Origin of the sequence: Streptomyces sp. NPDC058525, from assembly GCF_042719495.1 — a bacterium.
GTDB lineage: Bacteria > Actinomycetota > Actinomycetes > Streptomycetales > Streptomycetaceae > Streptomyces.
This window is the reverse complement of record NZ_JBHXNP010000150.1, coordinates 1-16,965: the sequence shown is the minus strand read 5'-3', so window position 1 is coordinate 16,965 and position 16,965 is coordinate 1. Positions and strand designations below refer to the sequence as shown.

Annotated in this window: 13 protein-coding genes; 10 read left to right on the top strand and 3 right to left on the bottom strand. The window is 71.8% G+C overall.

What is annotated here, in order from left to right; translation table 11 throughout:
• Nucleotides 1-256: 256 nt before the first annotated feature.
• From ACFWP3_RS39355 to ACFWP3_RS39325, 7 genes are all read left to right on the top strand, one after another.
• Nucleotides 257-1,621: an acyltransferase family protein gene (locus tag ACFWP3_RS39355; protein WP_384231202.1), complete on the top strand. Its 1,365-nt coding sequence runs from the start codon at nt 257-259 to the stop codon at nt 1,619-1,621.
• Nucleotides 1,622-1,649: 28 nt separating this feature from the next.
• Entirely contained in the window at nt 1,650-3,455 is a 1,806-nt protein-coding gene (locus ACFWP3_RS39350) for an ABC-F family ATP-binding cassette domain-containing protein (protein ID WP_384231199.1), read from the top strand.
• Between the two features lie 154 nt (nt 3,456-3,609).
• On the top strand, nt 3,610-5,250 hold the full coding sequence (locus tag ACFWP3_RS39345; RefSeq protein ID WP_384231196.1) for a PQQ-binding-like beta-propeller repeat protein: 1,641 nt from the start codon (nt 3,610-3,612) through the stop codon (nt 5,248-5,250).
• Nucleotides 5,251-5,291: 41 nt separating this feature from the next.
• Nucleotides 5,292-7,040: a PQQ-binding-like beta-propeller repeat protein gene (locus tag ACFWP3_RS39340; protein WP_384231194.1), complete on the top strand. Its 1,749-nt coding sequence runs from the start codon at nt 5,292-5,294 to the stop codon at nt 7,038-7,040.
• A gap of 124 nt (nt 7,041-7,164) precedes the next feature.
• Nucleotides 7,165-7,854 (top strand): response regulator transcription factor, encoded by a 690-nt coding sequence (locus tag ACFWP3_RS39335; RefSeq protein WP_384231206.1) that lies wholly within the window; start codon nt 7,165-7,167, stop codon nt 7,852-7,854.
• 75 nt (nt 7,855-7,929) lie between these two features.
• On the top strand, nt 7,930-8,889 hold the full coding sequence (gene galE, locus ACFWP3_RS39330) for a UDP-glucose 4-epimerase GalE (RefSeq protein ID WP_384231204.1): 960 nt from the start codon (nt 7,930-7,932) through the stop codon (nt 8,887-8,889).
• Between the two features lie 488 nt (nt 8,890-9,377).
• Entirely contained in the window at nt 9,378-10,151 is a 774-nt protein-coding gene (locus tag ACFWP3_RS39325) for a LuxR C-terminal-related transcriptional regulator (RefSeq protein WP_384231192.1), read from the top strand.
• Here the strand turns inward: ACFWP3_RS39325 and ACFWP3_RS39320 are convergent.
• On the bottom strand, nt 10,110-10,607 hold the full coding sequence (locus ACFWP3_RS39320; RefSeq protein WP_384231190.1) for a MarR family winged helix-turn-helix transcriptional regulator: 498 nt from the start codon (nt 10,605-10,607) through the stop codon (nt 10,110-10,112). The genes ACFWP3_RS39325 and ACFWP3_RS39320 overlap by 42 nt on opposite strands.
• A 161-nt stretch (nt 10,608-10,768) precedes the next feature.
• Between ACFWP3_RS39320 and ACFWP3_RS39315 the strand changes: the two genes are divergently transcribed.
• Both ACFWP3_RS39315 and ACFWP3_RS39310 read left to right on the top strand, forming a co-directional pair.
• A complete protein-coding gene (locus ACFWP3_RS39315) occupies nt 10,769-11,626 on the top strand; it encodes a trans-aconitate 2-methyltransferase (RefSeq protein ID WP_384231188.1) in 858 nt (285 codons plus the stop codon).
• A gap of 2 nt (nt 11,627-11,628) precedes the next feature.
• Nucleotides 11,629-11,997 (top strand): VOC family protein, encoded by a 369-nt coding sequence (locus ACFWP3_RS39310; RefSeq protein WP_384231185.1) that lies wholly within the window; start codon nt 11,629-11,631, stop codon nt 11,995-11,997.
• Between the two features lie 92 nt (nt 11,998-12,089).
• Here the strand turns inward: ACFWP3_RS39310 and ACFWP3_RS39305 are convergent, their stop codons facing one another.
• Nucleotides 12,090-12,764, bottom strand: coding sequence for a TetR/AcrR family transcriptional regulator (locus ACFWP3_RS39305; protein ID WP_030827526.1), 675 nt, complete (start codon nt 12,762-12,764; stop codon nt 12,090-12,092).
• Nucleotides 12,761-13,741, bottom strand: a complete 981-nt coding sequence (locus tag ACFWP3_RS39300) for an acyl-CoA desaturase (protein ID WP_384231183.1) — start codon at nt 13,739-13,741, stop codon at nt 12,761-12,763. Before ACFWP3_RS39300 ends, ACFWP3_RS39305 begins: the two co-directional genes overlap by 4 nt.
• 324 nt (nt 13,742-14,065) lie before the next feature.
• Between ACFWP3_RS39300 and ppc the strand changes: the two genes are divergently transcribed.
• Nucleotides 14,066-16,837, top strand: a complete 2,772-nt coding sequence (ppc, locus tag ACFWP3_RS39295) for a phosphoenolpyruvate carboxylase (RefSeq protein ID WP_384231180.1) — start codon at nt 14,066-14,068, stop codon at nt 16,835-16,837.
• Nucleotides 16,838-16,965 lie beyond the last annotated feature (128 nt).

The window sequence follows — 16,965 nt, the reverse complement described above, 5'->3', positions numbered from 1 at the left end:
AAACGCCGGCGGGGCTGGATTTTGCCCCCGCCGCTGGATGGGGCATCCAAGCCCGCCGGGCGCGAAATCCTTCCTGCCGCACCTGACAGACGGCGGGAGGCGAAAACCAGCCCCGCCGGCGTTTGAGGCGCGGGTCCGGGCGGAGCCCGGTGGGGTCTGGGGCGGAGCCCCAGCAGTGGTGGGGCGGACGTACTCAGGCGGGAGTTGAGTACGCGGGCCCTGTCGGCGGAGCCGTGCGGTGGCGAGCCTGGGGAACATGACAGCCAGCGCACGCGATATGGCCGTGGCCACCCCCGCCTCGCGGGACCGTTACGTCGACCTGTTGAGGGCCGGGTCGCTCGGCACCGTCGTGCTCGGGCACTGGCTGATGGCCGCCGTCGGCGGCGACGGCGGCGGCGACGGCATCGGGAACCTGCTCGCGCTCGTGCCCGGGCTCCAGACGCTGACCTGGGTGCTCCAGGTCATGCCCGTGTTCTTCTTCGTCGGCGGGTTCTCGCACGCCCTGAGCTACCGCTCCCTCGCCCGCCGCAGCGACCGGCCCGTGTACGCCGCCTTCCTGCGGGCCCGGCTCCGCCGGCTCCTGCGGCCCACGCTCGTCTTCGTGCTCGTCTGGGCCGTCGCCGCGCTCGCCGTGCAGCTCGCCGGGCGGGGCGGCGGCGGGCTGACCGGGGCCGCGCTGCGGCTGGTCACGCAGCCGCTCTGGTTCATCGGGATCTACCTCGCGATGGTCGCCTTCACCCCGCCGCTGCTCAGGCTGCACGAGCGGTGGGGATGGGCCGCCTTCGCCGCGCTGGCCGCCTCGGCCGCCGCCGTCGACGTACTGCGCTTCGCGTTCGGGGTCCCGTACGTGGAGTTCCTCAACTTCGCCTTCGTCTGGCTCGCCGTCCACCAGCTCGGCTTCCTGCGCGCCGACGGCCGCATCCGCCGGCCCGCTGCCCTGGCCGCCGCCGGCCTCGCCGGGGCGGTGCTGCTCGTCGCGTACGGCCCGTACCCGCTGTCCATGGTCGGGATGCCGGGCGAGAAGGTGTCCAACATGGCCCCGCCGACCCTCGCGCTGCTCGCGCACGGCCTGTGGCTCGTCGGCGCCGTGCAGCTGCTCGCCCGCCCGGCCGCTGCCTGGCTCGCCCGCCCCCGCGTCTGGCGGGGCGTGGTCGCCGCGAACGGGATCGCGATGACCGCCTTCCTCTGGCACCTCACCGCCATGCTCGGCGTGTACGGGGCCCAGCTGGCCCTCGGCATCGCCCTGCCCGCGCCCGCGAGCGCCGCCTGGTGGGCGCAGGTCCCCGTACGGATCGTGCTGGCCGCAGCCCTGACCGGCGTGCTCGTCGCCCTCTTCCGCCGCTTCGAAGCCCCCGCGCCCGCTCCCGCGCCCGCCCCCGCGCCCACCCCGGCGACAGCGCAGGCCCCCGGCAGCGGCCCCCGGGCCGCGCTCGGCATCACCCTGTGCCTGCTGGGCGTCCTCGGCCTGTCGATGACCGGTCTCGGAGGGCTGCTCGAGGGGCACAGCGCCACCCTGATCGCCCTGCCGGTCACCGCGCCGGCCGCGATCGGGATGGCCCTGGGCGGCTGGCTGCTCGTGGAACGGTCCGGCCCGGCCCGGAGGGTTAGGCTGAGGGGCTGATCCACACCCTTTCTCTGGAGCGCGTCTGATGGCCGTCAATCTGGTCAATGTCGAGGCAGTCAGCAAGGTGTACGGCACACGTACCCTGCTCGACGGCATCTCCCTCGGCGTGTCCGAGGGGGACCGGATCGGTGTGGTCGGCCGCAACGGCGACGGAAAGACCACCCTCATCCGGATGCTGGCCAAGCTGGAGGAGCCCGACACCGGCCGGGTCACCCAGAACAGCGGCCTGCGCATGGGCGTGCTCACCCAGCACGACTCCCTCGACCCCGCGGCCACCATCCGCCACGAGATCATCCGGGACATGGCCGACCACGAGTGGGCCGGCAACGCCAAGATCCGCGACGTCCTGACCGGCCTGTTCGGCGGCCTCGACCTGCCCGGCTTCGGGCAGGGCCTCGACACCGTCATCGGCCCGCTCTCCGGCGGCGAGCGCCGCCGCATCGCGCTCGCCAAGCTGCTCATCGCCGACCAGGACCTGCTGGTCCTCGACGAGCCCACCAACCACCTCGACGTCGAGGGCATCTCCTGGCTGGCCCGGCACCTCCAGGAGCGTCGCTCCGCGCTGGTCTGCGTCACCCACGACCGCTGGTTCCTGGACCAGGTCTGCACCCGCATGTGGGACGTGCAGCGCGGTGAGGTGCACGAGTACGAGGGCGGCTACAGCGACTACGTCTTCGCCCGCGCCGAGCGCGAGCGCATCGCCGCCACCGAGGAGCAGAAGCGGCAGAACCTGATGCGCAAGGAGCTGGCCTGGCTGCGCCGCGGCGCCCCCGCCCGGACCTCCAAGCCCCGCTACCGCATCGAGGCCGCCAACGAGCTGATCGCCGACGTGCCGCCGCCGCGCGACCGCTCCGAGCTGATGCGCTTCGCCAACGCCCGCCTCGGCAAGACCGTGTTCGAGCTGGAGGACGTGACCGTCCAGGCCGGGCCCAAGACCCTCCTCAAGCACCTCACCTGGCACCTGGGCCCCGGCGACCGCATCGGCCTCGTCGGCGTCAACGGCGCCGGCAAGACCTCCCTGCTGCGCGCCCTCGCCGAGGCCGCCCGCACCCAGGGCGAGGCCCAGCCGGCCGCGGGCAAGGTCACCGTCGGCAAGACCGTCAAGCTGGCCTACCTCTCCCAGGAGGTCGGCGAACTCGACCCGTCCCTGCGGGTCCTGGAGGCCGTCCAGCGCGTCCGCGACCGCGTCGACCTCGGCAAGGGCCGCGAGATGACCGCGGGCCAGCTGTGCGAGCAGTTCGGCTTCACCAAGGAGAAGCAGTGGACGCCGGTCGGCGACCTGTCCGGCGGTGAGCGGCGCCGGCTGCAGATCCTGCGCCTGCTGATGGACGAGCCCAACGTCCTGTTCCTCGACGAGCCCACCAACGACCTCGACATCGAGACCCTGACCCAGCTCGAGGACCTCCTCGACGGCTGGCCGGGATCGATGATCGTGATCTCCCACGACCGGTTCTTCATCGAGCGCACCACCGACACCGTGATGGCGCTGCTCGGCGACGCGAGCCTGCGGATGCTGCCGCGCGGCCTCGACGAGTACCTGGAACGGCGTCAGCGGATGATCGAGGAGGCCGCCCCGGTGCCCGCCCCGGCCGCCGCGGCCGCCGCGAAGTCCACCTCCTCCGGGGACGCGCGCGCCGCGAAGAAGGAGCTCCAGAAGATCGAGCGGCAGCTGAACAAGCTCTCCGACCGCGAGAGCAACCTGCACGCGCAGATCGCCGAGAACTCCACCGACTACGACAAGGTCGCCAAGCTCGACGGCGAGCTGCGGGAACTGCTCTCGGAGCGCGACGATTTGGAGATGCGCTGGCTGGAGCTCGCCGAGGAGGCGTAGTCCCGCCGGCTTCCTCCGGGCAACTGGCCGGATAACGACGTCATCACGGCCCGGTCCGCCCTTGGGAACAGGGGGCGGACCGGCCCGGCATAAGGCCTGCGTGAGTGATAGAAAGGTCATCTTCCCCGACCCCTGACCCCGAAGGTACGCGCTGATGACCGAGCCGCCCCAGCCGCCGAACCAGCCGCCGACACCTTCCGGTTACGGACACCTGCCCGGTCCTCCGCAGTCGGGTTACGGCCAGCCGCCGCAGGGCGCGAACCCGTACGCCCAGCAGCCCCCGACCGTCCCGCAGCAGCCGGCCGCCCCGGGTTACGGCTACCCGCCGCCGCCCCCGGGCGTGCCCGCGATGCCGATGGGCGCCCCCGGTACGCCGCCCCCGGCGAGGAAGAAGACGCCCGTCCTGATCGCAGCGGCGGTCGCGGGCCTCCTCGTCGTGGGCACCGGCACGTACTTCGCGTTCTTCAACGGCGACGACAAGGACCCCAAGCCGCCCGTCGCGCAGGAGTCCGCCTCGCCCGACGCCAAGCCCTCCGGCTCGCCTTCCGTCGACAAGGGGGACGGCAGCGGCAACGGCGGCGCCGAGGCCGACCTCAACTCCGGCCGCAAGCAGGGCGAGGACAAGGTCCTCTGGCTCAAGACCGCCAAAATCGAGGGCCCCGGCGCCGGAGTGGAGACCGACGGCCAGTGGGTCGTGGGCGACACCGTCGTCAAGTCCATCGACAAGGCCGTCACCGCCTACAACGTCGCCGACGGCAAGCAGAAGTGGACGATCGCCTTCCCCGCTGGGATCTGCGCCGTCACGCGCCAGACCAGCGCCGAGGGCAAGACCGTCGTCATGTACCGGGACGGCGACTCGAACAGCGCCAACTGCAACCAGATGCGGCTGATCGACCTCAAGGCGGGCAAGGAGGGCTGGTCGAAGGAGGTGCCCAAGGAGGGCGCGTTCGACATGTTCATCGACCCCAGCCTGGCCATCACCGGGGACACCGTCACCGTCAGCCGCCTCACGCGCGCCACCGCCTTCAAGCTCAGCACCGGTGACAAGCTCTTCGCCGGCCCGGCCGAGGGGTGCGTGCCCGGCGCCTACCCCGCGGGCAGCGGCAAGATGCTCGGGATCGCCACCTGCCACGACGCCGACAGCACGGTCGAGGTGCAGGGCGTCGACCCGGTCACCGGCAAGAGCAACTGGTCCTACCGGCTCCCCAAGGGCTGGCGGGTCAACCGGGTCTTCTCGCTCGACCCGATCGTCCTCGACCTGGGCAACCGGGACTCCAAGGAGCGCTCCATCGTGGTCCTGGGCCCCGACGGCAAGCAGACCGCCACCGTCACGGGCGAAGGCAGCTTCTCCACCCAGTGCGGGATGAACCACGACGACGCCCTGCAGAGCTGCGCCACCGCCGTCGTCGACGCGGGCACCCTCTACATGCCCACGACCCCCGAGGATCTGGGCACCGCCAACGAGATCGTCGCCTTCGACCTGGGCACCGGCAAGGTCAAGTGGCGGGTCCCGGCAGGGGACAAGCGCATCATCCTGCCGCTCAAGGCCGCGAACGGCCAGCTGATCGCCTACCGCAGGGCGGAGTTCGGCATGGGCGGCGAGGTCCTCACGATCCCGGCCGGCGGCGGTACGCCCACCGCGGTGCTGCGCCACCCGTCCGGCCCGGCCTCGGAGGTGGAGAGCACCTTCTTCGCCCCGGTGGTCGACTACGCGGACGGGCGGTTCTTCATCTCCACCATCCGTCTGCTCGCCCAGGGCAAGGACGAGAAGCTCCTGATGGTCTTCGGCAAGTGAACGCGTCCACTGAGCCGCCCAGCGAGAGGCAGTAGCAACCCATGAGTACCCCGCCGCCCCCCAGCCAGCCGCCGTCCGGCGGCTTCGGAGCGCCGCAGGACCCGCCGCCCATGCAGCCGCCCGTGCCTCCCGCACCGCCGCAGCAGCCCCCCGCGCCGCCGCAGCAGCCCCCCGCGCCGCCGCAGCAGCCGCCCGCACCGCCGCAGCAGCCGCCGACGCAGCCCGCGTACGGCTACCCGCAGCAGCCCGGCGCCGGCTACGGCTACCCGCAGCAGCCCGGTACGCCCCCGCCCTTCGGGCCGCCCACCACCCCCATGTACAGCGCCCAGGCCCCGGCCGGCGGCTCCTCGGGCGGCGGCGGCAACGACGTGCGCAACCAGCTGATGATCGTCGGCGCGGCCCTGCTGGCCATCGTCCTCATCGTCGGCGGCGGCTTCTGGTACGTCGGCGACGACGGGGGCAGGAACGACACCGCGGACGGCGGCCCCGCCAAGCCGGGCGACGACAAGTCCCAGCCCGGCGCGGGCGGCACCGAGAAGGTGCCCGCCAACACCAAGTCGAAGGTGCTGCTCAACCAGCCCAGCCCGACGCCGGACGAGATGGTCCAGGTCCCGGGCTCCTGGCTGACCGACACCACCTACGTGAAGTCCGACGTCTACAAGATCGTCGGCTACAACCTCGTCGACGGCGGCAAGAAGTGGGAGATTCCCCTCCCGGGCGAACTGTGCGCCGCCACCCCGCACGTGACCGAGAAGAAGTCGGCCGTGCTGTTCCGGCCCGTGAAGCCCTCGCCGGAGACCAAGTACCCGCCGTGCACCGAGGTCGGCGTCGTCGACCTGGAGGCCGGCAAGCTCCTGTGGTCCGGCAACGCCAAGAGCGCCACCAGCGGCGACAAGCCCGTCTCCTACGACGAGGTCACGATCAGCGGGCAGACCGTCGCGGCCGGCGGCACCTCGGGCGGCGCCGCCTGGAACCTCGCCGACGGCAAGTCGCTGTGGCTGCCCAAGACGGACGGCGAAGGCTGCCGCGACGCCGGCTACGCGGGCGGCGAGGCCCTCGCCGTCATCCGCCAGTGCGGCCAGAGCTCCACCCCGACCCTGTACGCGCAGGTCCTCGACCCGGCGACCGGCGCACCGCAGTCCTCGTACAAGCTCTCCGCGGGCATCGACTACGCCAGCATCGTCTCCACCAAGCCGCTGATCGTCGCCGCCGACGTCGGCAAGACCGCCAAGAACGCCACCGGCGTCAGCGACCTCTTCGTCGTCGACGCGGCGGGCCAGCTCAAGGCGCGCATCTCGCTGTCCTCCGGCAACTTCGGCGGCGAGTGCAACACCGACGTCGAGCGCTGCTTCGGCTTCGTCGTCGGCAACGGCAAGGTCTACCTGCCCTCGTACGAGCACCAGGGCCAGGACCCCTACGCCAAGACCAACGAGCTGCTCTCCTTCGACCTGGAGACCGGCAAGCAGACCAACGACGCGGCCCCCGCGGGCGAGCGGCACAAGCTGTTCCCGCTGCGCATGGACGGGTCGAACATCATCGCCTACAAGGAGCCCCCGTACGACAAGGGCGGCCAGATCGTCAGCATCGACGGCAAGACGATGAAGGAAACCGTCCTGATGGAGAACCCGTCGGACAAGACGACCCAGCGCATCGAGACGGCCTACTCGCCCGACCACCACGAGTACCGCTACCACAACGGCAAGCTGTTCCTCGCCCGTACGTCGGTGAAGAAGCCGTACTCCTCGACGTCGGACCCGGAGTACATCTTCTCCTCGTTCACCGCGAGCTGACCGGCCCGCGTCCACGGAGCCCCCGGAAGGTCCGCCTTCCGGGGGCTTCTGCGCGGTTACCCCCGCGCACCGTCGAACAAGCGTGTAGCTTGCCGGGTCAGAAGGGTCGGGGGTGGGTCACGCAATGGGCGTACGGGTCGTGGTGGTCGACGAGCACCGGCTGCTGGCCGAGGCGCTCGCCTCGGCCCTGAAACTGCGCGGTCACCGGGTGCTCGCCGCCGCCGCACCGGCCGCGGGCGCCGCCGAACTGGTCATCAGCCGCGCCCCCGAGGTCTGCCTCCTCGGCACCGCGGTCCCCGCCGAGCCCGGGGTGTTCGAACCCGTCGTCCGGATCAAGCGCGAACGCCCGCAGATCGCCGTGGTCGTGCTCGGGCCGGTGCCCAGCCCGCGCGGGATCGCGGCCGCCTTCGCCGCGGGCGCCTCCGGGTACGTGCGCCACGACGAGCGGATCGAGGGCGTGGAACGGGCGCTGGCCAAGGCCCGGGCCGGCGAGGTGGCGATCGCCCCGCAGCTGCTCCAGGGCGCCTTCGCGGAACTGCTCAACCCGGCCGCCCAGCCCGACGACGAGGGCAGCCGGCTGCTGCGGCTGCTCACGCCGCGTGAGGTGGAGGTGCTGGTCCGGGTCGCGGAGGGCGAGGACACCCGGCTGATCGCGGCGGGCATGGCCATCGCGCCGAGCACCGCCCGTACGCATGTCCAGCGGGTGCTGATGAAGCTGGGCGTGGGCTCGCGGCTGGAGGCGGCCGCGCTGGCCGCGCGCACCGGCCTGCTCGACCGGGCGGCGCCGGCGGGGTCCGGGCAGACGGTAGTTTGACGGGACGATCCAGCACGTGCGCACACCCGCGTGCGGTCCCCCGCGAGAGGCAGTAGGCGAGTGAGCAAGACGGCGATGCACAAATACCTGGTGACCGGCGGCGCCGGATACGTCGGCAGCGTGGTCGCGGCCCATCTGCTGGAGGCGGGCCACGAGGTCACCGTCCTCGACGACCTGAGCACCGGCTTCCGCGAGGGCGTGCCCGCGGGCGCCGCCTTCGTCGAGGGCCGGATCCAGGACGCCGCCCGGTACCTGGACTCCTCCTACGACGCGGTGCTGCACTTCGCGGCCTCCTCGCAGGTCGGCGAATCCGTGGTGAACCCGGGCAAGTACTGGGAGAACAACGTCGGCGGCACCCTGGCCCTGCTGGCCGCGATGCGCGGGGCGGGCGTGCGCAAGCTGGTGTTCTCCTCCACCGCCGCCACCTACGGGGAGCCGGCGGAGGGCCTGCTCACCGAGGCCTCGGTGACCGCGCCGACCAACCCGTACGGGGCCTCGAAGCTGGCCGTGGACCACATGATCGCGGGGGAGTGCGTGGCGCACGGCCTGGCCGCGGTGTCCCTGCGCTACTTCAACGTGGCGGGCGCGTACGGGCGGTTCGGCGAGCGGCACAGCCCCGAGACCCACCTGATCCCGCTGGTCCTCCAGGTGGCGCTGGGCGAACGCGAGTCGATCTCGGTGTTCGGCGAGGACTACCCGACCCCCGACGGCACCTGCGTGCGCGACTACATCCACGTCGCGGACCTGGCGGAGGCCCACCTGGCCGCGCTGGAGGCGGCCGCCGCCGGGGAGCACCTGATCTGCAACCTGGGCAACGGCAGCGGGTTCTCGGTCCGCGAGGTCGTCGAGACGGTCCGCAAGGTGACCGGCCACGAGATCCCCGAGGTCATCGCACCGCGCCGGGCGGGCGACCCGGCGGCGCTGGTGGCCTCGGCCCGGACGGCCCACGAGCGGCTGGGCTGGACCCCGAGCCGCTCGGACCTCACCGGCATCATCACGGACGCGTGGAACTTCGCGCGGACGCACACCTCCTGACCCTCGCGCCCCTCCCGCACCTTCCTGAACACACTCGTCCCGCACGCCCCCCGCACCCTTGACCGTGCGGGGGGCGTGCGCGTCTTCGCGGTGCGCCGCGTGTGGGCGCTGTGCGCGGGCGCCCGGCGTGCACACGCCGGGTGAAATGCACACCGTGCAACTGCCCGTGGCACACGCCGGTCCGGAAGCCGCCATCCGGACCTTCGGCGCAGTCGAAATCAAGCCACCGCAAAGGCCGTTCGGAACGGCCCCGCCGGAAAATCCCCGGGAAAACTTCTGCTATTCGGCCAACCGCGCGCCGCACCTCGCCCTACGCTGATGCGTGACACCGGTGGGGGCCGGTGTTGATTCAGGGGTCGAGACAAGTCGGGTACGGCGTCCGGTCCGGGGTAGTGCAGAGATGTCACGGCGGCGGCCGCGGCAGCTGCGGATCACCCGGTCCGGGCTCCGTACCCGCCGTCGTCCGTTCCCCGACCCTTGGGGGTTTTGTGGTTCGTATCCGGGTTCTCGTGGTCGACGATCACCGCATCTTCGCCGAATCGCTCGCCGCCGCGCTCGCGGCCGAGCCGGACGTGGAGGTGTCCGCGGCCGGCAGCGGCCCCGCCGCGCTGCGCTGCCTCGAACGGGCGGTGGCCGAGGGCCGCCGCTTCGACGTCATGCTGGTCGACGCCGATCTCGGCGCCATCGCCGGGAGCGTGCCCGGCCAGCGGGAGCCGGGCTCCGGCTCCGGCCCGCCACCGCCCGCCTCGGACGGGATCGCGCTGGTCGCGGGCGTGCGGGTGTCCCATCCGGGGGTGCGCACCGTCGTCCTCGCGGAGCGGGACGAGCCGCGGCGGGCGGCCCTCGCCCTGCAGGCGGGGGCGTCCGGCTGGGTGGCGAAGGACTGCTCGCTGTCGCGGCTGCTGGCCGTGATCCGGGGAGTCCTGCGGGAGGAGACGCACCTGCCGCCCGCGCTGCTGACCGGAGTCCTCCGGGAGCTGACCGCCGCGCGTAAGCACCGTACGGACAGTGAACGGCTCGTCGAGTCGCTCACCCCGCGCGAGCACGAGGTGCTGCGCTGCATGGTCGCGGGGCTGGGCCGCAAGGACGTGGCGGCGCGGCTGTTCCTGTCCCCGCACACGGTCCGCACGCACATGCAGAACGTGCTGGGCAAGCTCGGGGTGCACTCCACGCTCGCGGCGGTCGCGCTGGCGCGGCGGGCGGGCGTACGGCCGGCGGACCTAGCCGGGGATGTTGTCGAACGGAGCGGTCAACTGGCGTAGCAGCGCGGCGAGATCGCCGCGCTGGACCCGTGAGAGCTGGGCCAGGATCGCCCGCTCCTGGGCCAGCAGTCCGGCAAGGGCCTGGTCGGCGCGGTCGCGGCCCTCGGGGGTCAGCCGCACCAGGACCCCCCGGCGGTCGCTGGGGTCGGGCAGCCGCTCGACGAGGCCCTTCTTGGCGAGCCGGTCGATCCGGTTGGTCATGGTCCCGGAGGTGACCAGTGTCTGGGTCAGCAGCTGGCCGGGCGAGAGCTGGTAGGGCGCGCCGGCGCGGCGCAGGGAGGTGAGGACGTCGAACTCCCACGGCTCCAGGCCGTGCTCGGAGAAGGCGAGCCGGCGGGCGCGGTCGAGGTGCCGGGCGAGCCTGCTGACGCGGCTGAGCACCTCGAGCGGTTCCACGTCGAGGTCAGGGCGCTCCCGCCGCCATGCCGCTACAAGTCGGTCGACCTCGTCCTCCATGCCGATCAGTGTAAGGGGTCTGTCGACGTGAAGTCTCTTCATGCCGTGTATCTTGATATCAAGTATCTTGACGACGAGATATAAATGCGGCGACCATGGGGCATGGAGGGGGCCGGGACTGATTCCGCTTCCGACCGCCCCGCCAGCAGGGAGGCTCGAACATGTATTCCGATACCGCACAGGCCGGGATCCCCACGGCCACCGCGCCCTCCGCACCCACCTGGGACCCCCAGCAGTACCTCCGGCACTCAGGCCATCGCACACGCCCCTTCCTGGACCTGCTGACCCGCATACCCGAACTCCCCACCCGCCCCGCCCGCATCGCCGACCTCGGCTGCGGCCCCGGCAACGTCACCACCCTGCTCGCCGGCCGCTGGCCCGAGGCCCGCATCACCGGCTTCGACCTCTCGCCCGAGATGCTCCACCGCGCCACCGAGGACTACGCCGGCCCCACCGCGGGCGGCGGCAGCCTCGAGTTCCGCCACGGGGACCTCGGCACCTGGCTGCCCGAGGAGCCCTACGACCTGATCGTCTCGAACGCGGCCCTCCAGTGGGTCCCCAGCCACCCCGGCTCCTTCGCGGCCTGGATCAACGGCCTGCGCGCCGGCGGCACCTTCGCCTTCCAGATCCCCGCCAACTTCAACGCCCCCAGCCACGCCCTGCTCGCCGAACTCTGCGACGCCCCGCGCTGGCGGTCCCGGCTCGCCGGACACGGCGCCCGCTACATCCACCTGCTCGAACCCGCCGAATACCTCGCCCGGTTCACCGAACTCGGCTGCGCCGTCGACGTCTGGGCGACCACCTACCACCAACTGCTCCACGGACCCGACCCGGTGCTCGACTGGGTCAAGGGCACCGCGCTGCGCCCCGTCCTCACCGCCCTGGGCGACGACCGCGACGCCGTGGACGCCTTCCTCACCGAATACCGCGACCGGCTGCGCGAGTCCTACCCGCCCGGCCCGCGCGGCACCGTCTTCCCCTTCCGCCGGATCTTCGCCGTCGCCCGCAAGGAGGCCTGACCGTGCTCACCGCAGTCGACCACGTCCAACTCGCCGCGCCGCCGGACTCGGAGGACCGGCTCCGCGCGTACTACACCGGAATCCTCGGCATGACCGAGCTCTCCAAACCGCCCGTCCTCGCCGCGCGCGGGGGCTGCTGGTTCGCCGCCGGAGCGGTACAGCTGCACCTCGGCGTCGAAGAGGACTTCAGGCCCGCCCTCAAGGCCCACCCCGGACTTCGGGTCACCGGCATCGAGGAGTACGCGAAGAGACTGGAGGAGCGCGGCGCCAAGGTCGTCTGGGACGAGAACCTCCCCGGCCACCGCCGCTTCTACTCCGAGGACCCCGTCGGCAACCGGCTCGAATTCCTCGAACCCCGTCCCGCGGCCTGACCCCGGACCCGCACACCGGCACCACACGACGGCGCCCCGCCACCGGACCTCCGGTGACGGGGCGCCGTCGTGCCCCGGGCCGCGGCCCGGGCTCAGCTCTTGCGGCGGCCCACCAACTGCGGCTTCGACTCCAGCCCGTCCAGCCCGTGCCAGGCCAGGTTCACCAGGTGCGCCGCGACCTCCGCCTTCTTCGGCTTGCGGACGTCCAGCCACCACTGCCCGGTCAGCGCCACCATCCCGACCAGCGCCTGCGCGTACAGCGGCGCCAGCTTCGGATCGAAGCCCCGCGCCTTGAACTCCAGACCCAGGATGTCCTCGACCTGCGTGGCGATGTCACTGATCAGCGAGGCGAACGTGCCGGTGGACTGGGCGACCGGGGAATCCCGTACGAGGATGCGGAAACCGTCCGTATAGGACTCGATGTAGTCCAGCAGCGCGAACGCCGCCTGCTCCAGCAGCTCCCGCGGATGCCCGGCCGTCAGCGCGCCCGTCACCCCGTCCAGCAGCTGGCGCATCTCACGGTCCACGACGACCGCGTACAGGCCCTCCTTGCCACCGAAGTGCTCGTACACCACCGGCTTGGACACCCCGGCCTTCGCCGCGATCTCCTCCACCGACGTGCCCTCGAAACCCTTCTCCGCGAACAGGGTCCGGCCGATGTCCAGCAGTTGCTGGCGCCGCTCCGCGCCCGTCATCCGAACCCGGCGGCCACGCCTGGGCTTGTCGCTGCTGGAATTACCGCCGTCGATCGCCACGCCTCCCATCATGCCGCGTTCGGCTCGGTTTCCCTGCGCCGGGCTTCGATGCGGTCCGCCGACGGCCAGCGCACGTCCGTGGCCCAGCCCAGCTGCTCGAACCAGCGGATCAGCCGCGCACTGGAGTCGATCTGGCCGCGCAGCACACCGTGCCGGGCCGACGTCGGGTCAGCGTGGTGCAGGTTGTGCCAGGACTCCCCGCAGGACAGCACCGCCAGCCACCAGACGTTGCCCGAGCGGTCGCGCGACTTGAACGGACGCTTGCCCACCGCGTGACAGATCGAGTTGATCGACCACGTGACGTGGTGCAGCAGCGCGACGCGCACCAGCGAACCCCAGAAGAACGCCGTGAACGCACCCCACCAGGACATCGTGACCAGACCGCCCACCAGCGGCGGGATCGCCAGCGACAGCATCGTCCAGAAGATGAAGTCACGCGAGATCCGCCGGATCGCCGGATCCTTGATCAGGTCGGGCGCGTACTTCTGCTGATCGGTCTGCTCCTCGTCGAACAGCCAGCCGATGTGCGCCCACCACAGGCCCTTCATCAGCGCCGGCAGCGTCTCGCCGAACCGCCACGGCGAATGCGGGTCGCCCTCGTGGTCCGAGAACTTGTGGTGCTTGCGGTGGTCCGCCACCCAGCGCACCAGCGGGCCCTCCACCGCCATCGACCCCATCACGGCGAGGACGATCCGCAGCGGCCGCTTCGCCTTGAAGGAACCGTGCGTGAAGTAGCGGTGGAAACCGATGGTGATCCCGTGGCAGGCCAGGAAGTACATGAAGACCATCAGGCCCAGGTCGAGCCAGCTCACCCCCCAGCCCCACGCCAGCGGCACCGCCGCCAGCAGTGCCAGGAAGGGAACGGTGATGAACAGCAGAAGGGCGATCTGCTCGATGGACCGCTTGTTCTCGCCGCCCAGTGTCGCGGACGGCGCGGAGGTGTCGGAGGACGCCGAAGCGCCCTCGATCAGATCGGGACTGGTGGTCATGGGGGTCCCCTGGGGGGTGAGAGATGTCGGCAGGCTCCCTGGTTACGGACCTACGCACCCGTAACCTACGGCATCGTAAGTATGGCAAAACCGGGTCCCGGGGCAACAGGAGCGCGGCCGGGGACCACGCCGCAGGCGCCCGAGCAGTTCACGAGCCGCCTGATGAGACATTTGCCCAGGCACACGCCTCGGACACCTATCCTGTTCTCGTCGGACAGCGCGGTCCGCACGGGCAGCCCGAGCTGCGCATCAGGACCGGCATCGCCGTGCGCGGTCGGGAGCCCACCGCCCAGTAGCGCTCGAACACTGCAAGGAGCCGCACCTGTGAGCAGTGCTGACCAGGCCCACCTGGCCACCCAGCCGGCCGCCCCCGTCACCCCGGCCGCCACCGCCAACGCAGAGTTGCGCGCGGACATCCGCCGCCTCGGTGACCTCCTCGGCGAGACCCTCGTACGCCAGGAGGGCCAGGACCTCCTCGACCTCGTCGAACAAGTGCGCGCACTGACGCGCACCGACGGCGAAGCCGCCGCCGCCCTCCTCGGCGACACCGACCTGGAGACCGCCGCCAAGCTCGTGCGCGCCTTCTCCACCTACTTCCACCTCGCCAACGTCACCGAGCAGGTGCACCGCGGCAAGGAACTGCGCGCCCACCGCGCCGCCGAAGGCGGGCTCCTCGCCCGCACCGCCGACATGCTCAAGGACGCCGACCCCGAGCACCTGCGCCAGACGGTCAAGAACCTCAACGTCCGCCCCGTCTTCACCGCACACCCCACCGAAGCGGCCCGCCGCAGCGTCCTGAACAAGCTGCGCCGCATCGCCGCCCTCCTCGAAGAGCCCGTCACCGGCGCCGGCGACCGCCGCCGCCACGACCTGCGGCTCGCCGAGAACATCGACCTCGTCTGGCAGACCGACGAACTGCGCGTGGTCCGCCCCGAGCCCGCCGACGAGGCCCGCAACGCCATCTACTACCTCGACGAACTGCACGCCGGCGCCGTCGGCGACGTCCTGGAAGACCTCGCCGCCGAACTCCAGCGCGTCGGCGTCGAGCTCCCCGCCGGCACCCGCCCGCTGACCTTCGGCACCTGGATCGGCGGCGACCGCGACGGCAACCCCAACGTCACCCCCGACGTCACCCGCGACGTACTGATCCTCCAGCACGAGCACGGCATCACCGACGCCCTCGAACTCATCGACTTCCTGCGCGGACTGCTCTCGAACTCCATCCGCTACACCGGCGCCACCGAAGAGCTCCTCGCCTCCCTCCAGGCCGACCTCGAACGCCTCCCCGAGATCAGCCCCCGCTACAAGCGGCTGAACGCCGAAGAGCCGTACCGCCTCAAGGCCACCTGCATCCGGCAGAAGCTCGTCAACACCCGCCGCCGCCTCGCCCAGGGCACCCCGCACGAGGAAGGCCGCGACTACCTCGGCACCGCCGAGCTCCTCACCGACCTCACCCTCATCCAGACCTCCCTGCGCGAACACCGCGGCGCCCTCTTCGCCGACGGCCGCATGGACCGCACCATCCGCACCCTCGCCGCCTTCGGCCTCCAGCTCGCCACCATGGACGTACGCGAGCACGCCGACGCCCACCACCACGCCCTCGGCCAGCTCTTCGACCGGCTCGGCGAGGAATCCTGGCGCTACGCCGACATGCCCCGCGACTACCGCGGCAGGCTCCTCGCCAAGGAACTGCGCTCACGCCGCCCGCTGGCCCCCACCCCCGCCCCGCTGGACGCCGCCGGCCAGAAGACCCTCGGCGTCTTCCTCGCGATCAAGGACGCCTTCGAGAAGTTCGGCCCCGAGGTCATCGAGTCCTACATCATCTCCATGTGCCAGGGCGCCGACGACGTCTTCGCCGCCGCCGTCCTCGCCCGCGAAGCCGGACTCATCGACCTGCACAGCGGCTGGGCCAAGATCGGCATCGTCCCGCTCCTCGAAACCACCGACGAGCTGCGCGCCGCCGACGTCATCCTCGACGAGATGCTCGCCGACCCCTCCTACCGGCGCCTCGTCTCCCTGCGCGGCGACGTCCAGGAGGTCATGCTCGGCTACTCCGACTCCTCCAAGTTCGGCGGCATCACCACCTCCCAGTGGGAGATCCACCGCGCCCAGCGCCGACTGCGCGACGTAGCCCACCGCTACGGAGTCCGCCTGCGCCTCTTCCACGGCCGAGGCGGCACCGTCGGCCGCGGCGGCGGCCCCTCCCACGACGCGATCCTCGCCCAGCCCTGGGGCACCCTCGAAGGCGAGATCAAGGTCACCGAACAGGGCGAGGTCATCTCCGACAAGTACCTCGTACCGTCACTCGCCCGCGAGAACCTCGAACTGACCGTCGCGGCCACCCTCCAGGCCTCCGCCCTGCACACCGCCCCCCGCCAGTCCGACGAGGCCCTCGCCCGCTGGGACGCGGCCATGGACACCGTCTCGGACGCCGCCCACGGCGCCTACCGCGCACTCGTCGAGGACCCGGACCTGCCGGCGTACTTCTTCGCCGCCACCCCCGTCGACCAGCTCGCCGACCTCCACCTCGGCTCCCGCCCCTCCCGCCGCCCCGACTCCGGCGCCGGCCTCGACGGCCTGCGCGCCATCCCGTGGGTCTTCGGCTGGACCCAGTCCCGCCAGATCGTCCCCGGCTGGTACGGAGTCGGCTCCGGCCTCAAGGCCCTGCGCGAGGCCGGCCAGGAGGACGTACTCGCCGAAATGGGCAAGCGCTGGCACTTCTTCCGCAACTTCCTGTCCAACGTCGAGATGACACTGGCCAAGACCGACCTGCGGATCGCCCGCCACTACGTCGACACCCTCGTACCCGACCACCTCAAGCACGTCTTCGCCCGCATCGAGGCCGAGCACGAGCTCACGGTCCGCGAGGTCCTGCGCATCACCGGCGGCGAGAAGCTCCTGGACTCCCACCCGGTGCTCCAGCAGACCTTCGCCGTCCGCGACGCCTACCTGGACCCCATCTCCTACCTCCAGGTCTCCCTGCTGGCCCGCCAGCGCGCCGCCGCCGCCCGCGGCGAAGAAGCCGACCCGCTCCTCGCCCGCGCCCTGCTGCTCACCGTCAACGGCGTGGCCGCCGGCCTGCGCAACACCGGCTGAGCCCCCGGACACGACGGAGCCCCCGCACCGGCCGGATGCTGTTGGTTTATTCGGGGTTCTACTTCGCCCCGTCGAGCTTCGGCTCGGCGGGGCGAAGTGCTGCGAAGTGGCTGGTGCGGGTGCGGGCC